This window comes from Enterobacter sp. 50793107, assembly GCF_001463365.1.
In the GTDB taxonomy this organism is placed as follows: Bacteria; Pseudomonadota; Gammaproteobacteria; order Enterobacterales; family Enterobacteriaceae; genus Enterobacter; species Enterobacter cloacae.
This window is the reverse complement of record NZ_LNII01000059.1, coordinates 1-17,823: the sequence shown is the minus strand read 5'-3', so window position 1 is coordinate 17,823 and position 17,823 is coordinate 1. Positions and strand designations below refer to the sequence as shown.

The following is a 17,823-nucleotide window of genomic DNA, read 5'->3' as shown; positions in this document are numbered from 1 at the left end:
TATGGCCCTGGTACGAGCGCTGAACAAAATGACGAAAGCAGGTATGCCTGAAAGCGTGCGTATTACCTGAAAACACAACCCGCTACGGGGGAGACTTACCCGAAATCTGATTTATTCAACAAAGCCCCTGCTATCGTGAGTTTAGCCGTTTTTGTACCGAAAACGATGTGCCTTATTACCCGATTCGTATGGTAAAAGAGAAAGAATTATTAAACCGCTATCTCGACAAGGCCATGGCACTCCGTAATACAACTTTTGTTGGCCGTCTGGGTACCTATCGCTATCTTGATATGGATGTCACTATCCGCGAAGCTATTGATGTGGCAAACAAATATCTCGAATGCCAAAAAAATCAGGAGCCGATGCCTGTATTTAATATAAATCCGCGATAAAATCAGGTGTGGTCATGGATACGGATAATTTTTTGAATAAATATAACCCGTTGCTATGCAAATTTTTTCTGGCGGCCTCGGATTTTATATTTTTTAACGTTTCACTCGCACTTTCAATTGGTTGTGTGTATTGGATTTTTAACGATCTCTATCGTTTTATCCCCGATAACCAACTTGAGATGCGTATCATTTCCCACATCATATTAAGTATAATTTGTGTGGGATGGTTCTGGGTTCGGTTGCGGCATTATTCCTATCGAAAACCATTTTGGTTTGAATTAAAGGAAATTATCCGTACTATCGTAATTTTTGCTGTTTTTGACCTGGCGCTTGTTGCCTTTTCTAAATGGCAGTTCTCACGATATGTGTGGGTTTTTTGCTGGACCTTTGCCTTAATCCTGCTTCCATTCTTTAGAGCCATGACGAAGCATCTTCTTAATCGTCTTGGTATCTGGAAGAAAAAAACCATCATCATGGGAAGCGGAAGCAATGCTGTTGAGGCTTACTTCGCGTTGCAGAGCGAAGAAATGCTCGGTTTCGATGTCGTGGCCTTCTATGATGAAGAATCTACGGAATCGATGCTCCAGGGACTGCCTGTTTTGCGTGACCCCGAAATTCTTTGGCAGATGAAGAAAACAGGGGATATTCATTTCATCGTCGCATTTGAAATGGAAAACAGCGATAAGACCCTAAACTGGTTGCGAGAACTGTCAAAGAAAGACTGTCGTTCTGTTACGGTGATACCTTCTTTACGAGGTTTACCGCTATATAATACCGATATGTCATTTATCTTCAGCCACGAAGTTATGCTTCTTCGAATCCATAATAATCTGGCGAAGAGGACTTCTCGTTTCCTGAAACGCACATTCGATATTGTTTGTTCGTCACTGATCATCCTGGTTGCGTCACCTTTGCTTATTTATCTCTGGTATAAAGTGACACGTGATGGTGGCCCGGCAATCTATGGACATATGCGCGTCGGGCGACATGGTAAGCTTTTCCCATGTTATAAATTCCGCTCTATGGTCCTGAATTCACAGGAGGTTTTGCAAAAGCTTCTTGATTCGGATCCGGCGGCCCGTGAAGAGTGGGATCGTGATTTCAAGTTAAAAAATGACCCCAGGATCACTTCGGTAGGTCGGTTTATTCGGAAAACTAGCCTTGATGAACTGCCTCAGTTATTCAACGTCCTTAAAGGGCAAATGAGTCTGGTTGGGCCGCGTCCTATTATTTCTGAAGAACTGCCTCGATATGATGATAATGTCGATTACTATCTGATGGCGAAACCTGGCATGACAGGTTTATGGCAGGTGAGTGGCCGTAATGATGTTGATTACGATACGCGCGTCTACTTTGACTCCTGGTATGTAAAAAACTGGTCGCTCTGGAATGATATCGCGATTCTGTTCAAAACTGTGAAGGTCGTTCTTCATCGTGATGGTGCATATTAATGCACCAATACGCGGGTTTTATATGGTTTAAGACCATTCTAAATAAGACATCTATTGCTACCTTCTGGACTCTAACCTGAGTTAACATGTTCTTCACTTTACCCGCCGGCTCCTTTACGGCGGGGTATCCACACCTGACAGGAGTATGTAATGTCCAAGCAACAGATCGGCGTTGTCGGTATGGCAGTGATGGGGCGCAACCTGGCGCTCAACATCGAAAGCCGTGGTTATACCGTCTCCGTTTTCAACCGCTCCCGTGATAAGACCGAAGAAGTCATCGCTGAGAATCCGGGTAAGAAACTGGTTCCTTTCTATACGGTTAAAGAGTTTGTTGAATCTCTGGAAACGCCTCGTCGTATCCTGTTAATGGTGAAAGCGGGCGCAGGTACCGATGCAGCCATCGATTCCCTGAAACCTTATCTGGACAAAGGCGACATCATCATTGATGGTGGTAACACCTTCTTCCAGGACACCATTCGTCGTAACCGTGAACTCTCTGCTGAAGGTTTCAACTTCATCGGTACCGGTGTTTCCGGTGGTGAAGAGGGCGCGCTGAAAGGCCCATCTATCATGCCTGGCGGCCAGAAAGAAGCGTACGAGCTTGTTGCGCCAATCCTGACCAAAATCGCTGCAGTTGCGGAAGATGGTGAGCCGTGTGTGACCTATATCGGTCCGGACGGTGCAGGCCACTATGTTAAGATGGTTCACAACGGCATCGAATACGGCGATATGCAGCTGATTGCTGAAGCCTACTCTCTGCTGAAGGGGGGCCTGAACCTTTCCAACGAAGAACTCGCAGAGACCTTCACTGAGTGGAACAAAGGCGAGCTGAACAGCTATCTGATCGACATCACCAAAGATATCTTCACGAAGAAAGATGAAGAGGGTAAATACCTGGTCGATGTGATTCTTGACGAAGCGGCGAACAAAGGTACCGGCAAATGGACCAGCCAGAGCTCTCTGGACCTGGGCGAACCGCTGTCTCTGATCACTGAATCCGTATTCGCTCGTTACATCTCTTCTCTGAAAGATCAGCGCGTTGCGGCTTCCAAAGTGCTGTCTGGTCCGCAGGCTAAACCAGCTGCTGACAAAGCGGAATTCGTTGAGAAGGTTCGTCGTGCTCTGTACTTGGGCAAAATCGTCTCTTACGCGCAGGGTTTCTCTCAGTTACGCGCGGCTTCTGACGAAAACAACTGGGATCTGAACTACGGTGAAATCGCGAAGATCTTCCGTGCAGGTTGCATCATCCGCGCCCAGTTCCTGCAGAAAATCACCGATGCCTATGCTGAAAATGCAGGTATCGCGAACCTGCTTCTGGCACCTTACTTTAAGAAGATTGCTGACGAATACCAGCAGGCGCTGCGTGATGTGGTTGCATACGCTGTACAGAACGGTATTCCTGTGCCGACCTTCTCCGCTGCAGTGGCGTATTACGACAGCTATCGCGCTGCCGTACTGCCTGCCAACCTGATCCAGGCGCAGCGTGACTACTTCGGTGCGCATACGTATAAACGTACGGATAAAGAAGGTGTGTTCCACACCGAATGGCTGGATTAATCTAATTAGTTCTGCCATTCCATCAAGCCCGGTAGCGATACCGGGCTTTTTTTTCTCGCCAAGTCCACTCACTTTTGAACGGAATAGATTGCGTGAAAATTCTCGTCACCGGTGGTGCCGGTTTTATCGGTTCCGCGGTTATCCGACATATTATTAATAATACTCAAGATTGCGTTGTTAACGTTGATAAATTGACCTATGCCGGTAATCTGGAATCCTTGCGTGAAGTAAGCGATAGTGACCGCTATGTTTTTGAACATGCTGATATATGCGACAAAATTGCAATGGAAAAGATTTTTGCCGCTCATCAACCCGATGCAGTAATGCACCTGGCGGCAGAAAGCCATGTTGATCGCTCCATCACTGGGCCAGCTGCATTTATTGAAACAAATATTGTAGGCACTTACGTCCTGTTAGAAACGAGCCGCGCTTACTGGTCTGCACTGGATGAGCGGGCTAAATCGACATTTCGTTTTCACCATATTTCAACAGATGAAGTTTATGGCGATTTACCCCATCCTGATGTGCATCACAGCTCCTCTTCGTTACCGCTCTTTACCGAAAAAACAGCGTATGCGCCAAGCAGTCCCTATTCCGCATCAAAAGCATCAAGCGATCATTTAGTTCGTGCATGGATCCGCACCTACGGACTGCCGGGGATTGTCACTAACTGCTCCAATAACTATGGTCCTTTTCATTTCCCAGAGAAATTAATTCCACTCGTCATCCTTAATGCTCTCGAAAATAAGGCATTACCTATTTATGGCAAAGGTGACCAGATCCGCGATTGGCTATATGTTGAAGATCATGCACGTGCGTTGTATGCCGTTCTGACTACGGGTAAAACTGGCGAAACATATAATATTGGCGGCTACAACGAGAAGAAAAATATTGAGGTAGTACATACAATATGCGATCTGCTGGATGAAATTGTTCCAAAAACAACCTCTTATCGGGACCAGATCACCTACGTAACCGATCGTCCTGGACACGATCGTCGTTATGCCATTGATGCCCGTAAAATTACAGCTGAACTAGGTTGGAAACCTCAGGAGACGTTTGAGAGTGGCATTCGAAAAACAGTCGAATGGTATTTGAACAACCAGGAATGGGTTTCTAATGTTCAAAGCGGTGCTTACAAAAGCTGGATTGAGCAGAATTATGGAGAGCGCAAGAAATGACGAAGCGTAAAGGTATCATTTTAGCTGGCGGTTCTGGTACGCGTCTTTATCCCGTAACGATGGCGGTAAGTAAACAGCTCCTGCCAATTTACGATAAACCGATGATCTATTACCCGCTTTCTACGTTAATGCTGTCGGGTATCAAGGACATTTTGATTATCAGCACGCCACAAGATACGCCTCGTTTCGAACAATTGCTGGGGGATGGCAGCCAATGGGGATTGCGCCTGCAGTATAAAGTACAGCCTAGTCCTGATGGACTGGCGCAGGCCTTTATTCTGGGTGAAGAATTTATCGGTGATGACAATTGTGCTCTGGTGTTAGGTGACAACATTTTCTATGGTCATGATTTACCCAGATTACTCGAGGATGCAGCCAGCCAGGAAAAAGGCGCGACCGTTTTTGCCTATCATGTCAGTGACCCGGAGCGTTATGGTGTCGTTGAATTTGATAAAGAAGGTGCAGCAATTGGCATTGAAGAAAAGCCTGAAAAGCCGAAGAGTAATTACGCGATAACCGGCCTCTATTTTTATGATAATGATGTTATTGAGATGGCCAAAACCTTACGCCCGTCGGCACGTGGTGAGCTTGAAATAACAGACATCAATCGTCTTTACATGCAGAAGGGACAATTGTCGGTAGCGATGATGAGACGCGGTTATGCCTGGCTTGATACCGGAACACATCAGAGTATGATCGAGGCGAGCAACTTTATTGCCACTATCGAAGAACGGCAGGGGCTGAAAGTATCCTGTCCTGAAGAGATTGCTTTCCGTCGGGGATTCATCAATGCGGAGCAGCTTCAGTTGCTTGCCGAGCCATTAAAAAAGACGGGTTATGGTCAATATCTGTTAAATCTCATTAAGGGATTAGTCTGATTTGAGCTCAACTGTTAATTTTCTTTTTTTTAGCTCGGATAGTCGTCAAATGCAGCGTTGATGCTGGTGTAAAGGCGACTAACATGGCGTTTGGATGGTTCCTGATACGGAGAAAAAGCCCTTGCCCGGCAGGGTGTGAATCTTGACAGGGAATTGGCATTAGCGCTAAAAATCCACCAGTTAATCATTGTGGTGGGCCTTTGAATGTCACCAGAAACTCATACTGAAGAAGTCAAGTAAATGAAAATAACAATCTCCGGAACAGGCTATGTTGGACTCTCGAACGGTATTCTGATTGCCCAGAACCATGAAGTGGTTGCGCTGGATATCGTGCAGTCCAAAGTGGATATGCTCAACCAGAAGAAATCGCCAATTGTTGACAAAGAAATCCAGGATTATCTTACTCATAAAGAACTGAATTTCCGCGCTACTACGGATAAAGAAGATGCCTACCGCGATGCGGATTACGTCATCATTGCCACTCCTACCGACTACGATCCGAAAACGAATTATTTCAACACATCCACTGTAGAAGCGGTCATTAAAGACGTTATCACAATCAACCCGAACGCGGTGATGGTGATTAAGTCAACCATTCCGGTAGGTTTCACTAAATCCATTAAAGAAGAGTTGGGCATCGATAACGTCTTCTTCTCGCCAGAGTTCCTGCGCGAGGGCAGGGCGTTATACGATAACCTGCATCCTTCCCGTATCGTGATTGGTGAGCGTTCTGAACGTGCTGAGCGCTTTGCTGCCCTACTGCAGGAAGGAGCAATTAAGAAAGATATTCCGGTACTGTTTACCGACTCCACTGAAGCGGAGGCGATTAAGCTTTTCGCAAATACCTACCTGGCAATGCGTGTCGCTTACTTCAACGAACTGGACAGCTACGCTGAGAGCCTGGGTTTGAACACCCGCCAGATTATCGAAGGCGTTTGTCTCGATCCGCGCATTGGTAACCACTATAACAACCCGTCATTTGGCTACGGTGGTTACTGCCTGCCAAAAGATACCAAGCAGCTGCTGGCCAACTATCAGGCTGTGCCAAACAACCTGATTTCAGCCATTGTGGATGCCAACCGCACGCGTAAGGATTTCATTTCTGATTCCATCCTCGCGCGTCAGCCGAAAGTGGTGGGTGTATATCGTCTGATCATGAAGAGCGGTTCCGATAACTTCCGCGCCTCGTCCATTCAGGGGATCATGAAGCGTATTAAAGCGAAGGGTGTTCAGGTCATTATTTATGAACCTGCAATGCAGGAAGATGAGTTCTTCCATTCACGCGTGATTCGCGATCTGGATGCATTCAAGCAGGAAGCGGACGTGATCATCTCTAACCGCATGGCAGCAGAACTGGCAGACGTGGCGGATAAAGTGTATACCCGAGATCTGTTTGGTAGCGACTGATATTTGCGTTAAGCACGTAAAAAACCCGGCCAGTGTGCCGGGTTTTTTGTTTTAGACGTTGTAGAAAGCGCGATACCAGTCCACGAAGTTTTTCACCCCGTCTTTGACTGAGGTCTGCGGTTTAAAGCCAATAACGTCATACAACGCTTTCGTATCCGCGCTGGTTTCCAGCACGTCACCTGGTTGAATCGGCATCATGTTTTTCTCTGCTTCTTTGCCGAGTGCTTCTTCCAGCGCCGTAATGTAATCCATAAGCTCAACCGGAGAGCTGTTACCAATGTTATAAACGCGATAAGGCGCGGAACTGGTCGCCGGCGAACCGGTTTCGACAGTCCAGTTTTCATCAGCCTGAGGGATGACATCCTGTAGGCGCAGAATAGCTTCGGCGATGTCATCAATATAGGTAAAGTCGCGCTTCATCTTGCCGTAGTTGTAGACATCGATGCTTTTGCCTTCGATCATCGCCTTTGTAAACTTAAACAGCGCCATGTCCGGACGTCCCCACGGGCCATACACGGTAAAGAAACGCAGACCAGTGGTCGGCAGGTTATACAGATGGGAATAAGTATGCGACATCAGCTCATTGGCTTTTTTGGTCGCCGCATACAGTGACACCGGGTGATCTACGGAGTCGTCAGTGGAGAACGGCATCTTGCGGTTCAGACCATAAACGGAGCTTGATGAGGCATACAGCAGGTGCTGTACCTTGTTATGGCGACAACCTTCCAGCACGTTAAGGTGACCGACCAGGTTAGCATCCGCATACGCGTGCGGATTTTCCAGCGAGTAACGCACACCTGCTTGTGCGGCCAGATGTATCACGCGATCAAACTTCTCAGAGGCAAACAGCGCTGCCATGGCTTCACGATCGGCTAACTCCATCTTGTGGAAGGTGAAATTCCCGGATTTCAGTAAATCCAGACGTGCCAGCTTGAGATTGACGTCGTAGTAGTCGTTCAGATTATCAATACCGACGACCTGGTGTCCGGCATCCAGCAAGCGTTTGCTGACATGCGATCCGATAAAACCTGCCGCGCCCGTAACCAAAAATTTCATATCTTCCTCGTTAACTCTTCGTTCTTGTCGATGCCTGAGACATCAGAATTGCTATATGATAGCGCGTTGGCCGCGAGTTATATAACCCATCTTTCCGATATAACTCATCGGATTCTGATAGAAAAATCGCTGGCAACAGATACACTATGTAGACATCACTTTTTTTGCCCTTTTTCATCTGTTAGGGATTGTATGACGCAGAACAACAATACTCCGGTTAATAGCAGTAATGGTCCGGAGCAAATTGATTTACTTGATTTAGTGCTACAGCTGTGGCGTGGAAAGTGGGTAATTGGCGCTTTTGTTGCTGTTTTTATCATCATTGCGGGTATTTACATCACCGTTGCAAAAGAAAAATGGACCTCGTCGGCGATTATTTCCCAGCCAGATGCGGCACAGATTGCCACTTATGCGAATGCACTGAATATCCTTTACGGTAGTGCTGCTCCTTCAATGCAGGATATCCAAAACCGTGCCATTGGCCGTTTCAATTCGTCGTTTTCTGCTTTAGCTCAGGCGCTCGAAAACCAGGAGATTCCAGAAAAACTGACCATCGATTCTACCGTTAAAGGGCAAGCGTTGCCGTTGAGCGTCACGTATGAAGGTGAATCTGCTGAAGCTGCGCAGAAGCAGCTGGCGCAATACATTCAGCAAGTAGACGAGCAAACTGCGAAGGAACTTGCGCTCGATCTTAAAGATAACATTAAGCAGCAGATTACCACGCTAAATGACTCTCTTGAAAACCAGGAGAAAGTTGCTCAGGAGCAAAAAGATCTGCGTATCCAACAGATCACTGAGGCGCTTAAGAATGCGGAAGCGGCGAAAATTACCACCCCGCAGATCCAGCAAACTCAGGACGTGACTCAGGAAACCATGTTCCTGCTGGGAAGCGAAGCGCTGAAATCGATGATTGATAACGAAGCGTCTCGTCCACTGGTCTTCCCTGGTGCGTATTATCAGACCAAACAAAACTTACTGGATATTGAAAAGCTGAACGTGAAGCCGGACACCATTCATGTCTATCGTTACGTCATGAAGCCGGATCTTCCTATCCGACGTGACAGCCCGAAAAAGGCCATCACGTTAATTCTGGCAGTCTTGCTCGGTGGGATTATCGGTTCTGGTGTGGTTCTCGGCCGCAACGCGTTGCGTAACTACAAACCAAAAGCCTGACTTGCAGATAAAAAAACCGGGGAAATTCCCCGGTTTTTTTATTTATGCCGCTTACGAAGATTCTCAATCACCGCCGTTAAATCCAGCTCCTGATCCTGCAGCAGCACCAGCAGGTGATACATTAAATCAGACGCTTCGTTGGTCAGCTCTTCGCGGTCATGCACCGTCGCGGCCAGCGCGGTCTCAACGCCTTCTTCACCCACTTTCTGCGCAATACGCTTGGTGCCGCTTGCATACAGCTTCGCCGTATACGAGCTGGAAGGATCTGCCGTTTTACGCTCAGCCAGTAATTGTTCCAGTTGATACAGGAACAGCCACTGGTGGCTTGCCTCTCCGAAGCAACTGCTGGTACCTTTATGGCAGGTCGGACCGATGGGGTTAGCCAGAACCAGCAGAGTATCGTTGTCGCAATCCGGCGTAATGCTGACCACATTCAGGAAATGGCCTGAGGTTTCCCCTTTGGTCCACAGGCGCTGTTTCGTGCGCGAGTAAAAGGTCACTTTACCGCTGTCGACCGTTTTCGCCAGCGCGTCCTGGTTCATGTATCCCAGCATCAGCACTTCACCGGAAACGGCATGCTGGACAACCACGGGCAATAATCCGTCAGTTTTTTCCCAGTCCAGCTGCGCCTGTTGTTGCTCTGTTAACATACCCTGATCTCCACGCCCTGGTCGGCCAGGTACGTTTTTAACTCACCAATATTGATAATCTGTTTGTGGAACACGGAAGCCGCCAGCGCGCCGTCAACGTTCGCATCGCGGAAGGCTTCCAGGAAGTGTTCCATAGTGCCCGCGCCGCCGGAGGCGATCAGCGGTACGTGACAAACCGCACGCACTTTTTTCAGCTGTTCCAGATCGTAACCGTTACGCATGCCGTCCTGGTTCATCATGTTCAGCACAATTTCGCCCGCGCCACGTTTCTGCACTTCCTGAACCCAGTCCAGCGTCTCCCATTGGGTCACGCGGGTACGGCTTTCGTCGCCAGTATACTGGTTGACGTGATACTTGCCGGTGGCCGCGTCATACCAGGTGTCGATCCCGACAACAATACACTGCACGCCAAAGCGATCGGCCAGACGGGTAATCAGCTCCGGGTCGGCCAGCGCAGGGGAGTTGATTGAAATTTTGTCGGCACCAAAGGAGAGGATTTTCGCCGCATCTTCTGCAGACTTAATCCCGCCCGCCACGCAGAACGGAATATCAATCACTTCTGCGACGCGCGCGACCCAGCTTTTGTCCACCACGCGGCCATCGCTGGAGGCGGTGATATCATAAAATACCAGTTCGTCTGCACCTTCATCGGCATAGCGTTTTGCCAGTGGGACGATGTCGCCGATGATCTCGTGGTTGCGGAACTGCACGCCTTTTACGACTTGGCCGTCACGTACGTCCAGGCAAGGGATTATCCGTTTTGCCAGCATTGAATCGCCTCCGTCACAGTAAATTTTCCTTCCAGCAGGGCCCGGCCCACAATCACACCCTTGACGCCGGTCCCGCGCAGCGCGGCGATGTCATTAATATCACCTATGCCACCAGAGGACTGAAACGCCACCTGCGGATAGCGGGTGCAAACTTCTTGATATAAAGAAACGTTAGAGCCTGCCAGCGTGCCGTCGCGAGAGATATCGGTGCACAGCACGTGCTTCAGACCAACGGGCAGATAAATATCCACCAGCTCCTCCAGGGTAACGCCAGAATTCTCCTGCCAGCCGCTTACCGCTACCTGCTTGTTACCCTGTTCATCGATACGGACATCCAGGGCCAGCACCAGCGCGTCGGCACCAAAGCGGCGGAACCAGCCTTTCACCGTGTCGGGGTCTTTGACCGCCGTCGAGCCGACCACCACGCGCGCCACGCCCGCGTCCAGCAGTGCCGCAATGTCATCTTCCGTGCGCACACCGCCACCAACCTGTACGGGGACATCCACGCCCGCCACCAGTTTTTTTAACAGTGGGATCTGGCGTTTTGCCGGATCTTTCGCGCCCGTTAAATCCACCAGGTGCAGCACCTGCGCACCCTGAGCGGCATAATCCTGCAGGCGGGGCAGCGGATCGTTACCGTAGTCGCGCTGCTGGCCGTAATCACCCTGATGAAGACGAACAACCGTGCCGTCAATTAAGTCTAAAGCGGGAATAATCATCACATCTCCAGGAAGTTTTTCAGCAGCTGAGCGCCTGCGGCACCCGAACGTTCCGGGTGAAACTGCACGCCGAAGAAGTTATCTTTCTGCACTGCCGCGGTAAACGCCTCGCCATAATTGCACTGGGCGATGGTGTAAGGATTCACCGGCATGGCGTAGCTGTGCACGAAGTAGAAGTAAGCGCCATCCTCAATGCCGCGAAACAGTCTGTCACCCGCTTTCGCATAAACGCGGTTCCAGCCCATATGTGGCAGTGGTAAACCGTGATCGGCCATTTTTGGCACGTCTTCTTCAATAATACCCAGCAGTTCGACGCCGTTGCTCTCTTCACTACGACGGCCGAGCAGTTGCATACCCAGGCAAATCCCGAGCACTGGCTGGGTACAGGCTTTGATGAGATCGACCAGTTCACGCTCGTGGATCTGATCCATCGCCGCCTGCGCGGTGCCTACACCAGGCAGGAAGAGTTTGTCTGCGCGCAGCACGACGTCCGGGTCACGGCTCACCACCGGCTCGTAGCCGTGGCGCGCAATGGCCGATTTCACGGAGTTCAGGTTGGCGCATCCGGTATCCAGAATCACCACATTCATTACAGCACTCCTTTTGATGAGGGCAGGGCGTCACCTTCCACACGAATTGCCTGGCGCAGGGTACGGCCAAAGGCCTTGAACAGGCTCTCCACTCGGTGGTGGTCGTTCTTGCCTTTGGTCTTCAGGTGCAGCGTCAGGCCCATGGTGTAGGACAATGAACGGAAGAAGTGCTCCACCATTTCGGTGCTGAGATCGCCCACGCGCTGGTAGGTGAAATCGGCTTTATATTCCAGGTGCGGACGACCGGAGATATCCATCGCACAGCGCGCCAGGCACTCATCCATTGGCAGAACAAACCCAAAACGGTTGATGCCACGTTTGTCGCCCAGGGCCAGCTTCAGCGCTTCGCCCAGCGCCAGACCGGTGTCTTCAACGGTGTGGTGGTCGTCAATGTAGAGATCGCCTTTAACCGTAATCTCCATGCGGAAGCCGCCGTGGGTGGCAATCTGATCCAGCATGTGGTCGAAGAAACCCACCCCAGTGTGGATCTTGCTGCCGCCTTCGCGATCCAGCCACACCTTCACGTCAATCTGTGTCTCTTTGGTGTTGCGTTCTACGTGCGAGTAGCGGTCACGTTTGGTGAGCTGCTCGCCAATCTTTACCCAGTTGAGATCGTCGCGGTTGTAGCGCAGCCCGGTGATGCCCATATTTTCGGCAAGCGTAATGTCGGTGGCGCGATCGCCAATAACGTAGCTGTTAGCTTTATCCAGGACATCTTCCAGCAGATAGCGTTCTACCAGTTTCACCTTCGGCTTGCGGCAGTCGCACGCATCGGCAGGCAGATGTGGGCAAATCAGCACCTCATCAAATACCACCCCCTGAGAGGTGAGTACCTGCATCATCAGATTATGCGGGCCGTCAAAGTCGGCCTGCGGGAAGCTGTCGGTACCCAGACCGTCCTGGTTGGTGATCATCACCAGCTTATATCCGGCTTTCTGCAGTTTCAGCAGCACCGGGATCACGTCTGGTTCAAAAGCCAGTTTGTCGAAACGATCGACCTGAAAATCGGTTGGTGGCTCCGAAATCAGGGTGCCGTCTCGGTCGATAAAGAGGATCTTCTGGCTCATACTTTCTCCGCTTTCAGTGCGTCAATCAGGCGCTGGCTCTCTGCACGGGTACCTACGGTAATACGCAGGCAGCCGCTCAGAGAAGGTTGTTTATTTTGATCACGTAAGATAATGCCCTGATCCCATAAAGATTTAAATACGGCACTGGAGGCGGTAAAGCGAACCAGGAGGTAGTTGGTTTCAGAGTCGAACACCTGCTCTACGCAAGGGATCGCTTTCAGGGCGGTCACCAGGTACTGTCGCTCTTCCAGGATTTGCGCCACACGCTCACGCATCGCATTAATCCCTTGCAGGGTCAGGGCCTGAGCGGCAATGTCAGCCACGGGAGTAGAAAGCGGATAGGGGGCGATCACTTTCAGCAGCAGGTCGATCACCGCTTTATTGGCCAGCGTAAACCCGCAGCGCAGACCTGCGAGCGCAAAGGCTTTCGACAGCGTACGCAGCACCACCAGGTGTGGGTACTCTTCCAGCCAGCCGGCCAGCGTCGCCTGAGGGCAGAACTCAATATAGGCTTCGTCGGCGACCACCAGTGCTTTGCCGCGGGTCATCTCCAGCAGGGTTCGGATATCCTGAGGGTTGATAATCTGCCCGGTCGGGTTGTTGGGGCTACAGACAAAGACCACCTTCACGCCGTCCAGATTGTCGGCAATTCCCTGCAGGTCCAGCTGCCAGTTCTCCAGGGAGAGCACGTTACGGCACGCCACGCCAAAGGTTTCCGCGCTGACGCTGTACATGCCGTAGGTAGGCTGGCAATACATCACCGCATCTTTACCCGGCTCGCAGAACGCGCGGATCAACAGCTCAATGCCTTCATCCGCACCGCGGCTGACCAGCACCTGCTCCGGCTTCACGCCCGCATATTGCGCATAGTTTTCAATCACTGCTTTTGGCTGGCACTCCGGATAACGGTTCAGCGTCTGCTGCGACAGCTCAAACTGTACCGCTGTCGGGAATTCGTTGGCGTTCAGCCAGACATCACCGTTGCCGCCCAGGCGACGAGCAGACTGATAAGGCGTCAGTCGACGGACATTTTCCCGCGCTAATTCTTCAATGTTCATGCTTGCTCCTTCAGGGCTGCAACGCGTAGCGTAACGGCGTTTTTGTGGGCGGTCAGGCGCTCGGCGGCGGCCAGCGTCTCAATGGTGGACGCCAGCGAGGCAAACCCTTCACGGGAGAGTTCCTGCACGGTCATGCGTTTCTGGAAATCGGCCAGGCCCAGGCTGGAACAGGTCGAGGTGTAACCATACGTCGGCAGAACGTGGTTGGTGCCGGAGGCGTAATCGCCAGCGGATTCCGGGGACCAGTCGCCGAGGAAAACCGAACCTGCACTGGTGATGCTGTCGACCAGGTCGCGCGCGTTGCGGGTCTGAATAATCAGGTGCTCCGGGCCGTACTGGTTGGAGATAGCGATGCACTGGTCAAGATCGCGCGCCACAATCAGGCGGCTGGCGGATAACGCCTGGCGTGCCGTATCGGCGCGGGGTAAATCGGCAAGCTGACGCTCTACGGCTTCACCCACGCGTTTGGCCATATCGGCATCTGGCGTCAGTAAAATCACCTGCGAATCCGGGCCGTGTTCCGCCTGGGATAACAGGTCAGACGCCACAAAATCCGGCGTGGCGCCGCTGTCGGCAATCACCAGCACTTCCGACGGACCCGCGGGCATATCAATGGCCGCGCCATCAAGACGCTGGCTGACCTGGCGCTTGGCTTCGGTGACAAAGGCATTGCCCGGGCCGAAAATTTTGTCGACCTTCGGGATAGATTCAGTGCCAAACGCGAGGGCAGAAATCGCCTGCGCGCCGCCGACTTTAAACACTTCCTGCACGCCACAGAGTTTTGCAGCATAGAGAATTTCATCGGCAATCGGTGGTGGGGAGCAGAGCACCACTTTCTGGCAACCGGCAATACGTGCCGGGGTGGCCAACATTAATACGGTTGAGAACAGCGGGGCGGAGCCGCCAGGGATGTAGAGGCCCACCGAGGCGACCGGACGGGTCACCTGCTGGCAACGCACGCCCGGCAGCGTTTCCACATCAACAGTCTGCAATTTCTGCGCGACGTGGAAGGTCTCGATGTTTTTCACTGCGACGGCCATCGCCTGTTTGATGTCATCACCCAGACGATTACTGGCATCAATGATTTCCTGTTCGGTAACCTTTAATGCATCAACTTCCGTTTTATCAAACTTTGCACTGTATTCCCGCAGCGCTTTATCGCCACGGGTTTTGACGTTATTCAGGATCTCCGTCACGGTACGGGTGATGCTTTCGGAGGCGCTGATGGCCGGGCGCATTAACAGCTCGCGCTGCTGTTCGTCAGTACACTCATTCCAGGTGATGATCGTGTTAAAGCTCATGGCAATTACTCCATCATCTTCTCAATTGGCAGCACCAGAATGGAGCTTGCGCCCAGTGCCTTCAGTTTTTCCATGGTTTCCCAGAACAGCGTTTCGCTACTGACCATGTGCATCGCCACACGCTGCTGATCGCCCGCCAGTGGCAGAATGGTAGGGCGCTCAGCACCTGGCAGCAGGGCGATCACTTCGTCCAGACGTTCGGTTGGTGCATGCATCATGATGTACTTGGATTCACGCGCCTGAATCACACCCTGAATACGGGTCAGCAGTTTGTCGATCAGCTGCTGCTTGGCGTCAGCCATTTCGCCGTCACGCTGGATCAGGCACGCTTTGGAGCGGTAGATCACTTCCACTTCGCGCAGGCCGTTCGCTTCCAGGGTGGCACCGGTGGAGACGAGGTCGCAAATGGCATCCGCCAGGCCCGCACGCGGCGCGACTTCAACAGAGCCGTTCAGCAGACAGGATTTAAACTGCACGCCTTTCTGATCCAGATAGCGTTTTAACAGGTGAGGGTAAGAGGTAGCGATGCGTTTGCCGTTCAGCGCGGCCGGGCCATCCCAGGCTTCATCAACCGGTGTTGCCAGCGACAGGCGGCAGCCGCCGAAGTCCAGGCGACGCAGGGTGAAGTAACGCGGATCTTCACCCTGAGCGCGACGGGTCAGAAGCTCTTCTTCCAGTACGTTTTCACCGATGATGCCAAGGTCAACGACACCGTCCATCACCAGGCCTGGGATATCGTCATCACGCACGCGCAGAATGTCGATGGGCATGTTTTCAGCCAGGGCAATCAGGCGCTGGGTGTGCAGGTTGATTTTAATCCCGCAGCGGGCCAGCAGTTCGCGTGAATCATCACTTAAACGGCCTGATTTTTGAATAGCTATGCGTAAACGTGAGTTATCTAACATTCTGTGTTCCTCGTTAACCTGTTTTAATCTGTCTGAATTTGGTCCAAAAAAAAGCCCCCGGAAGAAGATCTTCCGGGGGCTTTTTCATGCGTTCATGCACCACTGGAAGATCCAAACGTCTTCCAGCACACATCGCCTGAAAGACTAGTCAGGATGATGGTGATGATGGTGGTGTTTAAATTGAACGCGTGTCATATAAATTCTCGATGAATGCTTATTCATTTGATGTCTTTTAACCTAAACCAGTTGTATGACACATTGCAAGGGCTTTTTTTGATCATTAATTCATTTCATATTGATGCTATGAATTGTGTGTTCTGCTGCGCTGGCGTAGCCTTATGAGAGACGAGTGAGAGTCAGGAGAATTCACATGAAAAAGGTCGCGATTGTCGGTTTAGGATGGCTGGGAATGCCGCTGGCGATGTCATTAGCCGCGAAAGGCTGGCATGTGACCGGGAGCAAAACCACGGCGGATGGCGTGGAGGCGGCGCGCATGTGCGGTATTGATGGCGTCGAGCTGCGTCTTGAACCAGAACTGGTATGTGATACTGACGATCTGGACACGCTGATGAATGTGGATGCGCTGGTCATTACGCTTCCCGCGCGTCGCAGCGGCCCGGGCGAATCGTTCTATCTGCAGGCGATGCAGGAGATTGTCGACAGCGCGCTGGCACACGATGTGCCGCGTATTATTTTTACCAGCTCAACCTCGGTCTACGGTGATGTTGAAGGTGTGGTGAAGGAGACTACCGAGCGCCGTCCTGTTACCGCGAGCGGAAAAGTGTTGAAAGAGCTGGAAGACTGGCTGCACAACCTGCCGGGAACGCAGGTAGATATCCTGCGTCTGGCGGGGCTGGTTGGCCCTGGGCGACACCCGGGACGCTTTTTTGCCGGCAAGTCTGCCCCCGATGGGCAACACGTTGTGAATCTTGTGCATTTAGACGATGTTGTCGGGGCAATTGAGCTCCTCTTACAGGCTCCAAAGGGCGGGCACATCTATAATATATGTGCACCCTCTCATCCTGCGCGAAGCACATTTTACCCGCTGATGGCGCGTCAGTTGGGTCTGGCGCCACCCGTTTTTGGTGAGACAAAGGACGAAAGCAAAGGCAAAATTGTTGATGGCAACCGCATTTGTCATGAGTTGGGTTTTGAGTATCAGTATCCCGATCCGCTGGTGATGCCCATGGCATAAGTCCTCCGGCGGAATCCCTCGCACACCGGAAGGGGGCGAACATGAAACCGCTGCTGGATGTTCTCATTATTCTGGATGCACTGGAAAAAGAAGGCAGCTTTGCGGCTGCCTCAGCGAAGCTCTACAAAACCCCTTCAGCGCTGAGCTACACGGTTCATAAACTGGAAAGCGATCTGAATATCCAGATCCTCGATCGCTCTGGCCACCGGGCCCGCTTTACCCGCACCGGACAAATGCTGCTGGAAAAAGGGCGTGAAGTGCTGCACACCGTCCGCGAACTGGAAAAACAGGCCATCAAACTTCATCAGGGCTGGGAAAATGAACTGGTGATTGGCGTTGACGATACTTAATGAGATGGTCACTCCCTCCTTCCCGGTATTATGCTGAGGACAGGCTTTCATTCGGAGAACTATCATGGAAAACATTGCGCTCATTGGTATCGATCTGGGTAAAAACTCTTTCCATATTCATTG

At 51.3% G+C, this 17,823-nt stretch carries 19 protein-coding genes, 1 pseudogene and 1 other annotated feature; of the genes and pseudogenes, 10 read left to right on the top strand and 10 right to left on the bottom strand.

Translation table 11 applies throughout. The features are described 5' to 3' along the window. From APU11_RS28790 to ugd, 7 genes are all read left to right on the top strand, one after another. The coding region (locus APU11_RS28790) for a hypothetical protein (RefSeq protein WP_225368327.1) at nucleotides 1-70 on the top strand (70 nt) is incomplete at its 5' end. 43 nt (nucleotides 71-113) lie between these two features. Further along, nucleotides 114-392, top strand: a complete 279-nt coding sequence (locus APU11_RS07895) for a UDP-galactopyranose mutase (protein WP_275045089.1) — start codon at nucleotides 114-116, stop codon at nucleotides 390-392. A gap of 14 nt (nucleotides 393-406) precedes the next feature. Beyond that, nucleotides 407-1,843 (top strand): undecaprenyl-phosphate galactose phosphotransferase WbaP, encoded by a 1,437-nt coding sequence (locus APU11_RS07890; protein ID WP_013097853.1) that lies wholly within the window; start codon nucleotides 407-409, stop codon nucleotides 1,841-1,843. Nucleotides 1,844-1,993: 150 nt separating this feature from the next. Beyond that, nucleotides 1,994-3,400: an NADP-dependent phosphogluconate dehydrogenase gene (gndA, locus tag APU11_RS07885; RefSeq protein ID WP_000043519.1), complete on the top strand. Its 1,407-nt coding sequence runs from the start codon at nucleotides 1,994-1,996 to the stop codon at nucleotides 3,398-3,400. Nucleotides 3,401-3,492: 92 nt separating this feature from the next. After that, nucleotides 3,493-4,581: a dTDP-glucose 4,6-dehydratase gene (rfbB, locus tag APU11_RS07880; protein ID WP_060578380.1), complete on the top strand. Its 1,089-nt coding sequence runs from the start codon at nucleotides 3,493-3,495 to the stop codon at nucleotides 4,579-4,581. Next, the gene (gene rfbA / locus APU11_RS07875) at nucleotides 4,578-5,459 is read left to right on the top strand and encodes a glucose-1-phosphate thymidylyltransferase RfbA (RefSeq protein ID WP_013097851.1); all 882 of its coding nucleotides are present in this window, start codon (nucleotides 4,578-4,580) and stop codon (nucleotides 5,457-5,459) included. The genes rfbB and rfbA overlap by 4 nt, the downstream gene beginning before the upstream one ends. A 240-nt stretch (nucleotides 5,460-5,699) precedes the next feature. After that, nucleotides 5,700-6,866, top strand: coding sequence for a UDP-glucose 6-dehydrogenase (ugd, locus tag APU11_RS07870; RefSeq protein ID WP_013097850.1), 1,167 nt, complete (start codon nucleotides 5,700-5,702; stop codon nucleotides 6,864-6,866). 51 nt (nucleotides 6,867-6,917) lie between these two features. On the opposite strand, the gene APU11_RS07865 is transcribed toward ugd, so the two are convergent. Beyond that, a complete protein-coding gene (locus tag APU11_RS07865) occupies nucleotides 6,918-7,922 on the bottom strand; it encodes an NAD-dependent epimerase (RefSeq protein ID WP_058650932.1) in 1,005 nt (334 codons plus the stop codon). Between the two features lie 192 nt (nucleotides 7,923-8,114). On the opposite strand from APU11_RS07865, the gene wzzB reads away from it, so the two are divergent. Continuing rightward, nucleotides 8,115-9,095 (top strand): LPS O-antigen chain length determinant protein WzzB, encoded by a 981-nt coding sequence (gene wzzB / locus APU11_RS07860; protein ID WP_038979597.1) that lies wholly within the window; start codon nucleotides 8,115-8,117, stop codon nucleotides 9,093-9,095. 38 nt (nucleotides 9,096-9,133) lie between these two features. Here wzzB and hisIE read toward each other — a convergent pair whose 3' ends face one another. From hisIE to hisL, 9 genes are all read right to left on the bottom strand, one after another. Beyond that, nucleotides 9,134-9,745 (bottom strand): bifunctional phosphoribosyl-AMP cyclohydrolase/phosphoribosyl-ATP diphosphatase HisIE, encoded by a 612-nt coding sequence (gene hisIE / locus APU11_RS07855; protein WP_058650933.1) that lies wholly within the window; start codon nucleotides 9,743-9,745, stop codon nucleotides 9,134-9,136. Then, entirely contained in the window at nucleotides 9,739-10,515 is a 777-nt protein-coding gene (hisF, locus tag APU11_RS07850; RefSeq protein ID WP_060578379.1) for an imidazole glycerol phosphate synthase subunit HisF, read from the bottom strand. The genes hisIE and hisF overlap by 7 nt, the downstream gene beginning before the upstream one ends. Further along, a complete protein-coding gene (gene hisA / locus APU11_RS07845; RefSeq protein WP_013097846.1) occupies nucleotides 10,497-11,234 on the bottom strand; it encodes a 1-(5-phosphoribosyl)-5-[(5-phosphoribosylamino)methylideneamino]imidazole-4-carboxamide isomerase in 738 nt (245 codons plus the stop codon). Before hisA ends, hisF begins: the two co-directional genes overlap by 19 nt. Next, nucleotides 11,234-11,824 carry an imidazole glycerol phosphate synthase subunit HisH gene (hisH, locus tag APU11_RS07840; RefSeq protein WP_001103580.1) on the bottom strand — a complete coding sequence of 197 codons (591 nt, stop codon included), beginning with the start codon at nucleotides 11,822-11,824 and terminating at the stop codon, nucleotides 11,234-11,236. The genes hisA and hisH overlap by 1 nt, the downstream gene beginning before the upstream one ends. Continuing rightward, complete coding sequence (gene hisB, locus APU11_RS07835; RefSeq protein ID WP_013097845.1) at nucleotides 11,824-12,891, bottom strand: bifunctional histidinol-phosphatase/imidazoleglycerol-phosphate dehydratase HisB; 1,068 nt, start codon at nucleotides 12,889-12,891, stop codon at nucleotides 11,824-11,826. Before hisB ends, hisH begins: the two co-directional genes overlap by 1 nt. Then, nucleotides 12,888-13,949 (bottom strand): histidinol-phosphate transaminase, encoded by a 1,062-nt coding sequence (hisC, locus tag APU11_RS07830; protein WP_058650934.1) that lies wholly within the window; start codon nucleotides 13,947-13,949, stop codon nucleotides 12,888-12,890. The genes hisB and hisC overlap by 4 nt, the downstream gene beginning before the upstream one ends. Continuing rightward, nucleotides 13,946-15,250: a histidinol dehydrogenase gene (gene hisD / locus APU11_RS07825; RefSeq protein ID WP_038979609.1), complete on the bottom strand. Its 1,305-nt coding sequence runs from the start codon at nucleotides 15,248-15,250 to the stop codon at nucleotides 13,946-13,948. Before hisD ends, hisC begins: the two co-directional genes overlap by 4 nt. A 5-nt stretch (nucleotides 15,251-15,255) precedes the next feature. Continuing rightward, nucleotides 15,256-16,155: an ATP phosphoribosyltransferase gene (hisG, locus tag APU11_RS07820; protein ID WP_000886595.1), complete on the bottom strand. Its 900-nt coding sequence runs from the start codon at nucleotides 16,153-16,155 to the stop codon at nucleotides 15,256-15,258. 45 nt (nucleotides 16,156-16,200) lie between these two features. After that, nucleotides 16,201-16,324 (bottom strand) — a sequence feature (His leader region). Then, a complete protein-coding gene (gene hisL, locus APU11_RS27910) occupies nucleotides 16,300-16,350 on the bottom strand; it encodes a his operon leader peptide (protein ID WP_001364200.1) in 51 nt (16 codons plus the stop codon). It overlaps the preceding feature by 25 nt. 175 nt (nucleotides 16,351-16,525) lie before the next feature. On the opposite strand from hisL, the gene APU11_RS07815 reads away from it, so the two are divergent. Together APU11_RS07815 and APU11_RS07810 are read left to right on the top strand one after the other, a co-directional pair. Continuing rightward, on the top strand, nucleotides 16,526-17,350 hold the full coding sequence (locus APU11_RS07815) for an SDR family oxidoreductase (RefSeq protein ID WP_013097842.1): 825 nt from the start codon (nucleotides 16,526-16,528) through the stop codon (nucleotides 17,348-17,350). 41 nt (nucleotides 17,351-17,391) lie between these two features. After that, a pseudogene (locus APU11_RS07810) lies at nucleotides 17,392-17,697 on the top strand (LysR family transcriptional regulator); the annotation flags it as partial. Nucleotides 17,698-17,823: the final 126 nt, after the last annotated feature.

What these genes read in the sequence shown, in the direction of transcription:
- APU11_RS07890 (WP_013097853.1), top strand. Translation starts at nt 407, where the DNA reads ATGGATACGGATAATTTTTTGAATAAATATAACCCGTTGCTATGCAAA.
- gndA (WP_000043519.1), top strand. Translation starts at nt 1,994, where the DNA reads ATGTCCAAGCAACAGATCGGCGTTGTCGGTATGGCAGTGATGGGGCGC.
- rfbA (WP_013097851.1), top strand. Translation starts at nt 4,578, where the DNA reads ATGACGAAGCGTAAAGGTATCATTTTAGCTGGCGGTTCTGGTACGCGT.
- ugd (WP_013097850.1), top strand. Translation starts at nt 5,700, where the DNA reads ATGAAAATAACAATCTCCGGAACAGGCTATGTTGGACTCTCGAACGGT.
- APU11_RS07865 (WP_058650932.1), bottom strand. Translation starts at nt 7,922, where the DNA reads ATGAAATTTTTGGTTACGGGCGCGGCAGGTTTTATCGGATCGCATGTC.
- wzzB (WP_038979597.1), top strand. Translation starts at nt 8,115, where the DNA reads ATGACGCAGAACAACAATACTCCGGTTAATAGCAGTAATGGTCCGGAG.
- hisIE (WP_058650933.1), bottom strand. Translation starts at nt 9,745, where the DNA reads ATGTTAACAGAGCAACAACAGGCGCAGCTGGACTGGGAAAAAACTGAC.
- hisF (WP_060578379.1), bottom strand. Translation starts at nt 10,515, where the DNA reads ATGCTGGCAAAACGGATAATCCCTTGCCTGGACGTACGTGACGGCCAA.
- hisA (WP_013097846.1), bottom strand. Translation starts at nt 11,234, where the DNA reads ATGATTATTCCCGCTTTAGACTTAATTGACGGCACGGTTGTTCGTCTT.
- hisH (WP_001103580.1), bottom strand. Translation starts at nt 11,824, where the DNA reads ATGAATGTGGTGATTCTGGATACCGGATGCGCCAACCTGAACTCCGTG.
- hisB (WP_013097845.1), bottom strand. Translation starts at nt 12,891, where the DNA reads ATGAGCCAGAAGATCCTCTTTATCGACCGAGACGGCACCCTGATTTCG.
- hisC (WP_058650934.1), bottom strand. Translation starts at nt 13,949, where the DNA reads ATGAACATTGAAGAATTAGCGCGGGAAAATGTCCGTCGACTGACGCCT.
- hisD (WP_038979609.1), bottom strand. Translation starts at nt 15,250, where the DNA reads ATGAGCTTTAACACGATCATCACCTGGAATGAGTGTACTGACGAACAG.
- hisG (WP_000886595.1), bottom strand. Translation starts at nt 16,155, where the DNA reads ATGTTAGATAACTCACGTTTACGCATAGCTATTCAAAAATCAGGCCGT.
- APU11_RS07815 (WP_013097842.1), top strand. Translation starts at nt 16,526, where the DNA reads ATGAAAAAGGTCGCGATTGTCGGTTTAGGATGGCTGGGAATGCCGCTG.